The 13,082-nt window shown below is 32.9% G+C and carries 8 protein-coding genes and 3 pseudogenes; 3 read left to right on the plus strand and 8 right to left on the minus strand.

Annotation, left to right across the window (positions count from 1 at the left end):
- The first annotated feature begins 136 nt into the window (after positions 1 to 136).
- The gene (locus HMPREF2897_RS09960; protein ID WP_070593104.1) at positions 137 to 1,777 is read left to right on the plus strand and encodes a phospho-sugar mutase; all 1,641 of its coding nucleotides are present in this window, start codon (positions 137 to 139) and stop codon (positions 1,775 to 1,777) included.
- Positions 1,778 to 1,990: 213 nt separating this feature from the next.
- Here the strand turns inward: HMPREF2897_RS09960 and galU are convergent, their stop codons facing one another.
- The 4 genes and pseudogenes from galU to HMPREF2897_RS09980 all read right to left on the minus strand — a co-directional run bounded on the left by galU (position 1,991) and on the right by HMPREF2897_RS09980 (position 6,754).
- Positions 1,991 to 2,857 (minus strand): UTP--glucose-1-phosphate uridylyltransferase GalU, encoded by an 867-nt coding sequence (galU, locus tag HMPREF2897_RS09965; protein WP_002490646.1) that lies wholly within the window; start codon positions 2,855 to 2,857, stop codon positions 1,991 to 1,993.
- A gap of 248 nt (positions 2,858 to 3,105) precedes the next feature.
- Positions 3,106 to 4,460 (minus strand): annotated as a pseudogene (locus tag HMPREF2897_RS09970) (gluconate:H+ symporter).
- A 49-nt stretch (positions 4,461 to 4,509) separates the two neighbouring features.
- Positions 4,510 to 6,051, minus strand: a complete 1,542-nt coding sequence (gene gntK / locus HMPREF2897_RS09975) for a gluconokinase (RefSeq protein WP_070593106.1) — start codon at positions 6,049 to 6,051, stop codon at positions 4,510 to 4,512.
- A 22-nt stretch (positions 6,052 to 6,073) separates the two neighbouring features.
- The gene (locus tag HMPREF2897_RS09980; RefSeq protein WP_070593108.1) at positions 6,074 to 6,754 is read right to left on the minus strand and encodes a GntR family transcriptional regulator; all 681 of its coding nucleotides are present in this window, start codon (positions 6,752 to 6,754) and stop codon (positions 6,074 to 6,076) included.
- A 367-nt stretch (positions 6,755 to 7,121) separates the two neighbouring features.
- Here HMPREF2897_RS09980 and glpT point away from each other — a divergent pair.
- Positions 7,122 to 8,480 (plus strand): annotated as a pseudogene (gene glpT, locus HMPREF2897_RS09985) (glycerol-3-phosphate transporter).
- Positions 8,481 to 8,637: 157 nt separating this feature from the next.
- Here the strand turns inward: glpT and HMPREF2897_RS09990 are convergent.
- Positions 8,638 to 9,354: pseudogene (locus HMPREF2897_RS09990) on the minus strand (MerR family transcriptional regulator).
- Positions 9,355 to 9,439: 85 nt separating this feature from the next.
- On the minus strand, positions 9,440 to 10,315 hold the full coding sequence (locus tag HMPREF2897_RS09995) for an alpha/beta fold hydrolase (RefSeq protein WP_002495957.1): 876 nt from the start codon (positions 10,313 to 10,315) through the stop codon (positions 9,440 to 9,442).
- A gap of 305 nt (positions 10,316 to 10,620) precedes the next feature.
- On the opposite strand from HMPREF2897_RS09995, the gene HMPREF2897_RS10000 reads away from it, so the two are divergent.
- Positions 10,621 to 11,538 carry a phosphatase PAP2 family protein gene (locus HMPREF2897_RS10000; RefSeq protein WP_070593110.1) on the plus strand — a complete coding sequence of 306 codons (918 nt, stop codon included), beginning with the start codon at positions 10,621 to 10,623 and terminating at the stop codon, positions 11,536 to 11,538.
- A 119-nt stretch (positions 11,539 to 11,657) separates the two neighbouring features.
- On the opposite strand, the gene HMPREF2897_RS10005 is transcribed toward HMPREF2897_RS10000, so the two are convergent.
- Both HMPREF2897_RS10005 and HMPREF2897_RS10010 read right to left on the minus strand, forming a co-directional pair.
- On the minus strand, positions 11,658 to 12,359 hold the full coding sequence (locus HMPREF2897_RS10005; protein ID WP_002438184.1) for a GTP pyrophosphokinase: 702 nt from the start codon (positions 12,357 to 12,359) through the stop codon (positions 11,658 to 11,660).
- A 266-nt stretch (positions 12,360 to 12,625) separates the two neighbouring features.
- Entirely contained in the window at positions 12,626 to 13,039 is a 414-nt protein-coding gene (locus HMPREF2897_RS10010; RefSeq protein WP_002458190.1) for a DUF2188 domain-containing protein, read from the minus strand.
- Positions 13,040 to 13,082 lie beyond the last annotated feature (43 nt).

Raw genomic sequence — 13,082 nt, forward strand, 5'->3', positions numbered from 1 at the left:
TTATAATGTGATTTAAGAAGTATTTTATATGTTGTTTTAAAATAAGTTAAGAACTTTTTATGTTTTCGAAAATAAACGTAAACTAAAAATATAGTATAATGTATATTTTAATTTTAATAAAGAGGAATTTGTAAATATGAAAAATAATTGGATAGATGTATTAGACGAAAGTTTAGTCAAAGATTTTTATAATAATCAAACTTCCGAAGAGCAACAAGAAGGACTTAATACTACACTGTCTTTTGGTACGGCTGGTATTAGAGGGAAATTCGGTTTAGGTGAAGGCCGATTAAATAAGTTCACAGTATCTAAAGTAGCGTTAGGCTTTGCCCATTATTTAACATCAAGTATCGCGCATCCTGTCGTCGTCATACATTATGACACAAGACACTTATCACCTGAATTTGCTCAAATTATCGCTAATATTCTAACAAGTCATGATATTAAAGTTTATCTTGCTGATACATACAGAACAACACCTGATTTATCATTTGCAGTCAGATACTTACAAGCTGATGCGGGTGTTATGATTACTGCTAGCCATAATCCTAAAGATTACAATGGAATCAAAGTATATGGAGAAGATGGTGCTCAATTATCAACCGACGCTTCCGCACAATTAAGCACATATATCGATAAATTAGGTCATCCACTTCATATTAATGTACCTAGTTTAACTACTGAACAACAATCATTAATTCATTCAGTCCCGAGTGAAGTCAGAGAAGATTATTTCAAAAACGTACAAGACTTAGTTGGAACGATTCCACAGTCCGATTTAAAAGTTGTCTTTACAAGCTTGCATGGTACGAGTGTGCCAATTGTACCTGACATTTTATCTTCTCTTAACTTTAATCAATTTGAGTTAGTTGCATCACAATGTGAACCTGATTCAGATTTCAGCTCTGTAGCCAGTGCAAATCCAGAGGATCATAAAGCGTTTGATCAATCGATAGAACTTGCTAATCATATTGATGCTGATTTACTTATTGGCACAGATCCCGATGCAGACCGCTTAGGAATAGTTGAACGTGATGCTGAAGGTAACATCTACTATTACAACGGAAATCAGATTGGTGCACTTTTGTTAAATTATCGCATCAAACAAACAGAAGGATTGCCTAACAGAATCATGTTCCAATCAATTGTAAGTGGTGGCTTAGCTAAATCTCTTGCTCAATATCATAATGTTAATTTCAAAGAAGTTTTGACAGGTTTTAAATATATCGCAGCTGAAATAAGACATCTGTCTCCTGAACAAAACTTTCTTTTTGGCTACGAGGAAAGCTATGGCTTCTTAGCTCGTCCTTTTGTAAGAGATAAAGATGCGATTCAAATCGTGCCATTAATGATTAAGTATGCAGCTGAATTAAAAAATGAAGGACGCATGCTTAAAGATGAATTAGAAGACATTACTCGAAATGTCGGTAACTTTAATGACAAGCTCTTCTCACATACATTTGAAGGTACTCAAGGCAAGGCAAAAATCGAAAATATTATGACTCAATTCAGAAGTGAAACACCTACGGAAATGTGCGGTCTTAAAGTCATTGCAATCGAAGATTTTGAAACAGGTAAAAAGACTGACTTACAAAATGATGAAGTCAGTGATATAACTTTACCTAAAGCGAATGTAATAAAGATATACTTTAATGAAGGATTTATTGCTTTGCGTCCTTCTGGTACAGAGCCTAAAATTAAACTTTATGTATCACTTTCTTGTGACCATTTTGACGTAGTTGCACAAAAAATGAACGATGCTATATTTAACTCTTAAGTAGAAAAAGGTAGAAATGTATTCTCTTTGAAATCTTAATATCGAAATAGAGTTAACATGGTTAGTAGAATCTCTAGGTTGAACTCTCGATATTGGGTACTATTCTTTCTAATAATCAAAATTTGATGACAGTGAATACTCAATCCAATCATCCACTATAAATACGTAAAATGCCTGGGACAACTATTTTGTCTCAGGCATTTTTGATTGAATTTAAATATCTAATTGCTTAATGAATGCTTTTAAGTCTTGACTCATTTCTGGATCTTTTAAAGCATATTCAATCGTTGTTTTAACAAATCCTAATTTTTCTCCAACATCATAACGATTACCCTCAAAATCATATGCATACACTTGTTGTTTGCTATTCATTCGTTCAATCGCATCAGTTAATTGAATTTCATTTCCAGCACCTTTTTCTTGTGTTTCAAGATAATCAAAAATTTCTGGTGTTAATACATAACGACCCATGATTGCTAAATTAGACGGGGCAGTACCTTGTTTCGGCTTTTCTACAAATTGACGTACTTCATATCGACTTCCCTCTTTAGCAGAAGGATCAATCACACCATAACGATGTGTATCAGATTCTGGCACTTCTTGAACACCTATCACTGAATGGCCTGTTTCTTCATAAACGTCCATTAATTGTTTAATAGCTGGTGTATCAGATTCTACAATGTCATCTCCTAATAACACTGCAAATGGTTCGTTACCGATAAACTGTTTTGCAGTATGAATTGCATGTCCTAGCCCTTTTTGTTCTTTTTGTCGTACGTAAAAAATATTAGCTAAATCTGTTGAATATTGTACTTTTTCAAGCAGGTCTGCTTTTCCTTTATTTTCAAGAACCATTTCTAATTCTTTTTGATTATCAAAGTGATCTTCAATTGCACGTTTATGCTTGCCAGTCACTATAATAATATCTTCAATCCCTGCTTTAGAGGCTTCTTCTACAATATATTGGATTGTTGGTTTATCTAATATTGGTAACATTTCTTTTGGCATCGCCTTAGTTGCTGGTAAAAAACGAGTACCTAAACCAGCGGCAGGAATTATTGCTTTTTTTATCTTTTTCAATCTATAAACTCCTTTACCTATTTACGTAATTAAACTCTTAATAAAGTGTATCACTATTTAAAATGCTTTCATAGTAGTGTTTTTTCACCACAATCTTTTTCAATATTAACATTAACTTAATCAAGAATTGAGTTAGAAATTAAAAATACTCGAAAAGAAATTAACTTTATTTTAAATATATCGGTGACAGACATCCACTGAAAAACACTCGCTATATTTTTAAAATGAGAGCGGCAGGAAATTTTTCTCTATACAAATAAACTGATAAATAAAATAAATAAAATACCTGATACTGAAATAATTGTCTCTAATAACGACCATGTTAAAAATGTTTCTTTAACTGTCAGCCCAAAATATTCTTTAAACATCCAGAATCCTGCATCATTGACGTGAGAGAGAATTACGCTACCTGCACCTATTGCAAGAACGACCAAAGCTACATTAACATCTGAATGTTCTAAAAGTGGTAACACAATGCCTGTTGTTGATACGGCAGCAACTGTAGCTGATCCTAATGAAACCCTTAAGACTGCAGCTACAATCCATGCTAATAAAATGGGTGACATGCTTGTTCCTTCAAACATCTTAGCGATTGTATCACCTACGCCACCATCGATGAATACTTGTTTAAATGTACCACCACCACCGATGATGAGTAACATCATGCCGATTGGATAAATAGCTTGCGTAACTGATTTCATAATGTCTTCCATTTTTCGTTGTTGCTTCGTTCCCATCGTAAAGATTGCAAATATCACTGCGATAAGCATTGCAGTACCAGCAGTTCCTATGAAATAAACAATTTGTTCGAATACATTTGTTGCTTCTTCGTGTCCTGTAATCAGTTGCACAATTGTAGAAATCAACATAAGAATAATAGGTAACATAGCAGTTAATAAACTTATTCCGAAACCTGGCATCTCTTCTTCTTTAAATTCCTTTTGAGTACCTAAAGAAGAAATATCCCCTTCTCTCGTATACGCTGTTGGAACCATCTTTTGCGCAAATCGATTAAAGAGTGGACCTGAAATAAGTGTTATAGGAATAGCAATAATCATACCATATAACAAAACTTCACCAATATTCGCTTTAAGCTCTTTAGCGATGACAACGGGTCCAGGATGCGGTGGTAAGAATCCGTGTGTAACGGATAACGCTGTGACCATTGGTAGTCCCAACTTTAATATTGATACATTTGCGCGTTTAGCTACTGTAAATACGAGTGGGATTAATAGTACAAGACCTACTTCAAAAAATAGCGCAATACCAACGATAAATGCTGCTATCAAGCCCATTGAACATGTTTCTGACCAAACTTTGCAATAAGTGTATCAGCAATACGTGTTGCGCCACCGCCATCGGCTAATAATTTACCTAATATCGCACCTAAGCCAAAGATTAAAGCAATGTGACCTAGCGTACTACCCATACCATTTTCAATGGTTTCCATAATTTTGTTAAGTGGCATACCTAATAATAACGCAGTTATCATTGAAGTAATGATTAATGAAATAAATGTATTAAGTTTCAATCCAATAATTAATGTTAATAAGATAATAATTCCTAATACAACACTGATGAGTGGCCAAATCTCTCCAAACATCGCATTCCCCTTCTTTCTCTTGTTTATTATTCATATAATATATAATCAATTAATCATTTAAATGTTCTCGTTGGAAATTCGCAATATCATTGTAGTTCTCAGTCATAGAACGACTAATGTTAATAAAAATGGTGACAAGTTGTTGGTAGATGGCAACTGTTTCTTGGTTAGGTTCATGGGCATGTGTTGTACCAACCATATCTTTAATGACTGAAAAATCATCTATTTCTCCTAGAGCTTTCATTCCAAGTACACATGCACCTAGACATGAACTTTCGTAGCTTTCAGGTACGATTAAGTCTGTATCAAAAATATCTGCCATCATTTGTCGCCAAATTTCACTTTTAGCAAAACCACCCGTCGCTTTAATTGTTGTCGGTGTTTCATTCATCACTTCAATTAATGCAAGATAAACCGTATATAAGTTATACAGTACACCTTCCAATGCTGCACGGATCATATGCTCTTTCTTGTGAGATAATGTCAATCCGAAGAATGAACCCCTTGCGTCAGCATTCCACAATGGTGCGCGCTCTCCAGCTAAATAGGGATGAAAAATCAATCCTTCTGCACCTGGTTTTACTCTGCTGGCAATCTGAGTTAACACATCATAAGGATCGACCCCCAACCTTTTAGCCGTTTCAACTTCACTCGCTAAAATTTCATCTCGTAACCATCTCAAAACGACACCACCATTATTGACGGGACCGCCAATCACATATTGATCTTTATCGAGAATATAACAGAAAATACGCCCCTTCTCGTCTGTTTTTGGCTGATTAATTACCGTACGAATTGCGCCCGATGTGCCAATAGTTACAGCAACTTCACCTTTTTGATAGCTATTTACACCTAAGTTAGATAATACGCCATCGCTCGCTCCGACAATCACAGGCGTTTGCTCATCAACACCCATCAACGTTGCGTAGCGTTTTTTCATTCCAGTTAAAATATGTGTGGTTGGAACAAGTTGTGGTAATTGATTTTTTTCAATACCTAACAATTCTAAAGCTTTATGATCCCAATCTAATTGTTCTAAGTTCATCATACCTGTAGCTGATCCTAAAGAATAATCAATGACGAATCGCTCATATAATTGAAACAGTACGTATGTTTTTAAATCTGCAAACATAGCTGTTTGTTTAAATATTTCCGGTTCCTCATGTCTCATCCAAAAGATTTTAGATAATGGTGACATAGGATGAATCGGTGTACCCGTTCGTTGATACAATTCAAAACCGCCATATGATTTTTCTATTAAATCAGCATAATCATTCGCTCGATTGTCAGCCCAAGTGATATTTTCAGTTAAACGTTGATTATCCGCGTTCATAGCAATCAAACTATGCATTTGCGTACTCAAGGAAATAAATTTAATATCTTCTTTTGCGATGCCAGATTCTCTTACAATATATTTAACCGTCATAAGCACAGCATCAAATATTTCATCAGGATTTTCTTCCGACACATCTACGTTTGGTGTATGTAAGTCATAGCCAATATTATGTTTCATTATAAACTTGCCTTTTTCATCATATAGCACAGCCTTCGTACTCGTTGTCCCCATATCTACACCAATCATATATTTCATATTCATCCCTCTTTTCTATAAATTAACGTAACCAGAAAGCTTCAATATTTTCTCCTACATCATCAAAATTTAAATGGAATGCTTTTCTCAATATGGAGGCATCATCGTTCTCAACAGCATCTATAAAAACTTGATGATTACTATGAATTCTATCGAAATCTTTAGGGTCATTTGCCATTCTTTGTCTCATTGAAATGAGTATGAGTGATTCCATAACAGGTTTAAGGTGATTCCAAAACACTTTAAGATACTGATGATTTGTTGCTTGAATCATCACCTCGTGAAACTCAAAATCATGTTGTGTAAATGCTTCAGCATCCTCAAATTGGACTGCAACCTTCATCATTTCTAATTGCTTTTTCATTTCCTTAACAATATATTGTGTATCTGTTCCACTTAATTTTGAAAAGGCGAATGATTCGAGCATCAAGCGCAAATCATACATTTCCTTTTTCTCTTGATCACCAAAAGGAAGAACCTGTGCGCCCATACGTTCTAATTGAATCAGTTGATCTGTTTGAAGTAACTTAAATGCATCTCTGACTGGTGAACGACTCACATTAAATTGTTGTGCAACTTGATTTTCACTTAGTTGTATATGGGATTCAATTTCGCCATTCACTATTCCTAAACGTAACTCAGCAGCTATTACTTGTCCTGAAGTCATGTTTTCCTTCCACTTTTTCGGATAACCATACGTCACGTTCTATCCACCTCAATTCAATGTCCCTCTACTTGTATACAAGTATGTTAATATTCAAATTTTTGTTTTGCAAGCGCTTTCTTTTAGGTGTTTTGACATTTTAAACACAATTCAACAAAATATTTCTTAGAATTATTTACATCCATCTTTGATTCGTTCACTTTCCTTCCTCTCAATACAATTTATAAAATAATGTAAAATACACTTAAACCATACTTACTTATTGCTTGTTTCTTATTATTCAATTATATATTTTATATTTCATAAAAAAATATAATTATATTGACAACGCTTACTTGGATACTTAAAATTTACTCGTAATTATTTTTCAGTTTTATACATCATCATACGATTAGGAGGTTATAACATGTTTAATTTCTTAAAACCAGCTAGACATATCAAATCATTGCCATCAGAAAAAATAGATGATACGTATAAAAGACTACGCTTTCAAGTCTTTTTAGGAATATTTATCGGTTATGCTGGTTACTATTTATTAAGAAAGAACTTCTCTTTAGCAATGCCTTCATTAATTGAGCAAGGCTTTAGTAAAGGGGAATTAGGTATTGCATTATCTGCAGTATCTATCGCATATGGCTTTAGTAAATTTGTAATGGGAACTGTCAGCGATCGAAGTAATGCTCGAATGTTCTTAACTTTAGGTTTAGTATTGACAGCAATTATTAACTTATTATTAGGATTTATTCCATTCTTTACTTCAAGCATAACTATAATGTTTATCATGCTGTTTTTAGTTGGTTGGTTCCAAGGAATGGGTTGGCCACCATCTTGACGTGTGTTAGTTCATTGGTTTAGTGTCAGCGAACGCGGAAGCAAAACGTCAATATGGAATGTAGCACATAATGTAGGCGGAGGTTTAATGGCACCTATTGCTACGTGGGGTATTTCCATGACTGCATTATACAACTTCGGTTATTTAAAAGGGTTTGAAGGCGTCTTTATATACCCTGCACTATTGGCTATCGTTATTGCCATCTTTTCTTACATACTTATTAGAGATACACCACAATCTCAGGGGTTACCACCAATTGAGCAGTATAAAAATGATTATGCCACTTCAACTAAACAAACAATTGAAACAGAATTAACTACGAAAGAAATATTGTTTAAATATGTACTTAATAACAAATGGGTATGGGCGATTGCTTTTACAAACATTTTCGTTTATTTTGTGCGTTATGGTGTTTTGGACTGGGCACCGACATACTTAAGTGAGGAAAAGCATTTTGATTTAAGTGCTTCTGGTTGGGCTTACTTCTTATACGAATGGGCAGGAATTCCTGGCACACTACTTTGTGGTTATCTATCTGACAAACTATTTAAAGGTCGTCGTGGTCCAGCAGGCTTCTTCTTTATGTTAGGCGTAACAATCTTTATCCTTATATATTGGTTAAATCCACCAGGTCACGCATGGTTAGATAATCTTTCATTAATTGGTATTGGTTTCCTAATTTATGGTCCAGTCATGTTAATTGGTTTACAAGCGTTAGATTATGTTCCTAAAAAAGCAGCTGGCACTGCGGCTGGTCTAACTGGTCTATTTGGATACTTGTTCGGTGCAGTTATGGCTAATATTGTATTAGGGTTTGTAGTTCAACATTTTGGATGGCATATTGGCTTTGTGTTATTAACAGTCATCAGCATACTCGCTATGTTATGTTTCATTTTAACTTGGAATAAACGTGGTCAAGAACAAATCGACTAATATCCTAAGTGTGCTCAATCATTGATTACGATGCGCATATGTCCTATTCAGTCGTGTGCTATATATAAAAATAGCCTAAGACTATTCGTCTCAGGCTATTTTTATGCTTTGCGTCATGTAGCATAAATGAATTTTTATTAATATATCCAAATTGCATTCATTGCTTAGCAATTTCTACACAATAATGTATTTCGTGACAATCAGGACATTGAAGCTTTCTAGTTTAAGGTGTATGTGATGCTGTTACAAATTTAATGACACTAGGATTAAACACATGGTGGCAATTAGGACAGACATATGAAACATTCTTTTTATACTTTTTTGTTAACCAAAGTGAATACATAGCTACAACAGGCATCATCGACAAAAAAGGCTTTTTCCTTTTAGTTACAATTGAAGTGATCAAACCACCATATTGTAATGAACCAATCAGAGCTATACTTAACCATAATTTCTTTCTAACATATTTGCGTCTATGAGATTCTTCCATATAAGTAGCTATATCTTGTAAATAATAAATTGGAGATATTGAATTTTGATGAACATAGCGCTGAATTTGCTCTATTTTACGTACCTTGTTTTCTTTAACTGTTATTGACTGTTGTATCTCATGCTTTTTGATTTGAAGAAGAGTGTAAAGCGTCTTCATTGATGAGTCTTCTTGTAATAACACTTTAATTTCTTTAATTGTGCAACCTATTTCCTTAAGAAATAAAATCAGTTCAAGTTTCTCCACTTCCTTATCAGTGTAAAAGCGTCTGTTAGTTTCAGAAGTATAATTTGGCGATAAGATTTCTTGTTTATCGTAGTACTGAATAGTGCGTGTTGACACATGGCATTTATGAGCTATATCTCCTGAAGTATAAATCGACATAGACATCTCACCTCCTAGTCAAAGCATACTCGATAACGTTACGTCATTATCAATAACTTTATTCATTTCTAGACGTCCGGACGTCTTATTTTTTGGAAATCCACGCTTTAATTTCATCTACCACGCCAGTTTGTCCATCCGATTGGGTTTCTAAAACACTCGGGAAATCTATATGACCAATTCCTGGATAAATAACTTCTTTAGTTTCTCCACCTAACGCCTTAAATTTTTCTAACGTAGCTTGAGAATCCGTATAAGGAATAATTTGATCTTCTTTTCCAGACATAAATAATATTTTCGGAAATTGTTTAATCTCATCGATATCTGGTAAATAATCTGTATTAATCGTGTAAATCATATCCGTAATTATAGTTTTAATAGGTGCAATAAATTGTACCAAATCAAGTGCGTTTTCCTTTTGTGCATAAATCGTTTTATCAAGTATATATTGAGGAAGATTTTTTACTGCCTTAATTTCATCTTTTAACACTGCTCGCTTACTCTCACTAGTGAATAATCGTGCTAACATACTCGCATCTGGAGTAATTTTCGCTGCGCTATGTAAATAAATAAGATGAGATACTGGTAATGTATTATACTTAAGTAATCGTGTCGCAATCATTCCTCCCATTGAATAACCAACAATACTCAGTTCTTTTATCTGTTGCTCCTTAACAATTTGCGTTAATACATCATATATACGTGCAGCGTAATCATCTAATGTATGTGTGTCACGATCTAAATCTGTACTTTTACCACGACTTGGACTATTAATAAATATTAATTTGTAATCTCTGAAGTAAGGCTCGAACATCGTCATAATTTTATATGTTAAGAGTGCACCATGAATAAATACAATCACATCATCAGCTTGGCTATCTCCTGCGTAGGCAACTTCACTATATTCTCCCTCAAATTGTTTAAGTGGATAAACTTTAGTTGTAAAATTTTGCTTAATCATATACATCCTCTTATTCTTAATACATTAATTAATATAATAATATCATATAATTTAATTTTTTATAATTATACTAATCATATGTCTGTCCTCTTTATGTTACTACATATTTAAAACTGATCTTTCTATTTAAATAAGTTTAAACAATTTGAATCACACCAAAACGCTTAATAAAAAATTAATATTATACTCATACTTAATTAACATTTTCTTACTATTCTTAATACTAGGAAACGAACGTTGCTGATAAATAATTAATACGTTTTACACAACATCATTTACATTTTCATCATCTAGGGAGGCATTTCATGGTTATTTCAAAAAAATTATCACTTATTACTATAGGTATCTTAATAAGCATTCTTTTAATTTCTCTACTTATTGATCAACCTATCTCACATTATTTCATGAATCAGAATTCAATTTTCGGTACTTTATTTCAAAACTACGGTTTATTTCCACCTACGCTCATATTAATTATTTCAACTGTAATTTTAAATTATTATATTTTTAAGACTTTTAAAAATAAATTAGCAAAAACGTTAACTTTGATTTTATCTTTTATCTTTACGTTGATAAAAACCAATGAATTCGTGTCAGAAACTGCTCAATATATGTTATCTACATCAGAAAACATCAAAAATCATAAGCCAATGGGTATGGCAAATAATGAAGGAAACGCCGGAAATGCTTTATCTTTAGGAATGAGTTTCTTTATTTCTTTGATTATCATTATAATTATCACTTTTATTTGTTATCAGTTTTGGTTAAAACATACAAATAACCAAGAACTTGATCATTTATTCAAAGTTTCACTTATTAGCTTTATGATTTTATTTATTGGATTAGAACTTGTTGATAGCTTGAAACATTTGTGGGGACGTTTTAGACCATATGAAATCACTGACAAAGCTGGACATTTCACTCACTGGCTCACAATTAATGGAAACACTGGACATAGTTCCTTCCCTTCAGGACATACTGGAAATGGTGCATTTCTAATGTTTATCGCATTTTACTTTAAAAAATTACGCACTCAAAAAATAGTGTTTAGTATCGGATTATGTTATAGCATTTTAATGGCATTGAGCAGAATTCGTATTGGTGCACATTTCACTAGTGATGTAACAATGAGCTTACTCATTATGATTTCACTAATGATAATTGCAGATTTTATCATTAATCAATTCATATATAGACATAAAAACAAGCTAAATAAAGATTAGAATTAAAATATTAATCATAATTTAAATGAAATAATATAGTAAACGGTAATTTTCTTTGTATTAACAAGAAAATTACCGTTTTTTAATTTCTCCTATATGATTTAAAACAAAAACTCACGCTACTTCTCTCGATTTGAAATTTCTGAATGTATTTGTTGCATTTTACTTTCTACATTTGTAATTTCTGATGCACATTGCTCTAATAATCCTTTATATTTTTCAGTGTCTGTATCATTTTTATAACGAATTTTGTGTTCTAAACTTGCCCACATATCCATGCCGATTGTACGAATTTGTATTTCTACTGGTGTTACTTCTACTGAATCTGCTAAAAATACTGGAATAGATACGACGATATGTAAACTTCGATAGCCGTTTTCTTTAGGATGTGTGATATAATCTTTACGTTTTAATAATTTAACATCTTCTTGTCTTAATAACATTTTTTCAATGACATAAACATCATCTAAATAGTTACATACGACACGTATACCAGCAATATCCATAATGTTATCTTTAGCACTTTGTGCACTTACTTCAAATCCTTTACGATTCAACTTTTTAACTAAACTGTGCATCTCTTTTACTCGTCGTTCCATATGATGAATTGGATTGTGTTTATATTGATAGTTAAAGTTATCATCTAAAATACTTAATTTTGTACTTATTTCTTTAAGTGCTGAAGAATATAGGTGGTCCAGTTCCACAAATCCAACTAATGTATTAAATGCTTCATCATCATCTTTAAAATGTTTTAAGCTATTTTTGAATTCGTCTCGTAAATCTTCGATATAAAGTGCAGGCTTTCTCTCTACATACATCTTTCTCAACCTCCGATTTCTTTTCAAACCCATTATAGCGAATTAAAATTTAATATAGAAATTTTATGTCATATTACAGTTGTATCATATATCATTTATAGATAAAAAAACTGAGACAACAATAATTGTCTCAGGTAACATTCATTCATGCTTTTAATCATCGATAAGTCAATTTCATATATTTATTAGCTTTTATATTACAATACCAAATGTTTATATGAAGTTATCACTTCAACATAAATTCATCGCCATTACTTTGTTTAAAATCACTCATCTTTTCGATGCTCAATCACTTTGGTACCTTTATTCTCTGCGATATGTTGTGCACGGTTAACTGCTTCAGATTTTGTATCAAATGTATCTGAAGCTCGTTTAGCCTCTGTAGATTTTACTTTCCATAACTGATCTTCATAATATACATGAACATTTTCTTCGTTAAGTTTAGGATTAGCTGATTCATCTTCTTGATGTTGCGTGATATGTTTGTTTTTTAACGTCTCTAATTCTTCTTTTGAAGCATGTTGATACCATTTTTCAGCTTGATTTGTAGCAATGGGTATCACATCAGATTCTTTATAGCCATCTTTGAGCATCGCATTACCAATATCAATCGCTTTTTTCCGTTCGAGTTCTTCAAAGTTTTTCCAACTTTGAGGATAATCTTGCATCGTCCAAGGCATCGTCTTACCTCCTCAATAATTTACTACACCTTACCACTAAATT

The sequence above is a fragment of the Staphylococcus sp. HMSC065D05 genome (genome assembly GCF_001813195.1).
Taxonomy (GTDB): Bacteria; Bacillota; Bacilli; order Staphylococcales; family Staphylococcaceae; genus Staphylococcus; species Staphylococcus epidermidis.

Excerpts from the sequence above, each read along its gene's own strand:
- HMPREF2897_RS10005 (WP_002438184.1), bottom strand. The coding sequence starts at position 12,359 with ATGTATGTAGAGAGAAAGCCTGCACTTTATATCGAAGATTTACGAGAC.
- HMPREF2897_RS10010 (WP_002458190.1), bottom strand. The coding sequence starts at position 13,039 with ATGCCTTGGACGATGCAAGATTATCCTCAAAGTTGGAAAAACTTTGAA.
- gntK (WP_070593106.1), bottom strand. The coding sequence starts at position 6,051 with ATGAAATATATGATTGGTGTAGATATGGGGACAACGAGTACGAAGGCT.
- HMPREF2897_RS09995 (WP_002495957.1), bottom strand. The coding sequence starts at position 10,315 with ATGATTAAGCAAAATTTTACAACTAAAGTTTATCCACTTAAACAATTT.
- HMPREF2897_RS09960 (WP_070593104.1), top strand. The coding sequence starts at position 137 with ATGAAAAATAATTGGATAGATGTATTAGACGAAAGTTTAGTCAAAGAT.
- HMPREF2897_RS10000 (WP_070593110.1), top strand. The coding sequence starts at position 10,621 with ATGGTTATTTCAAAAAAATTATCACTTATTACTATAGGTATCTTAATA.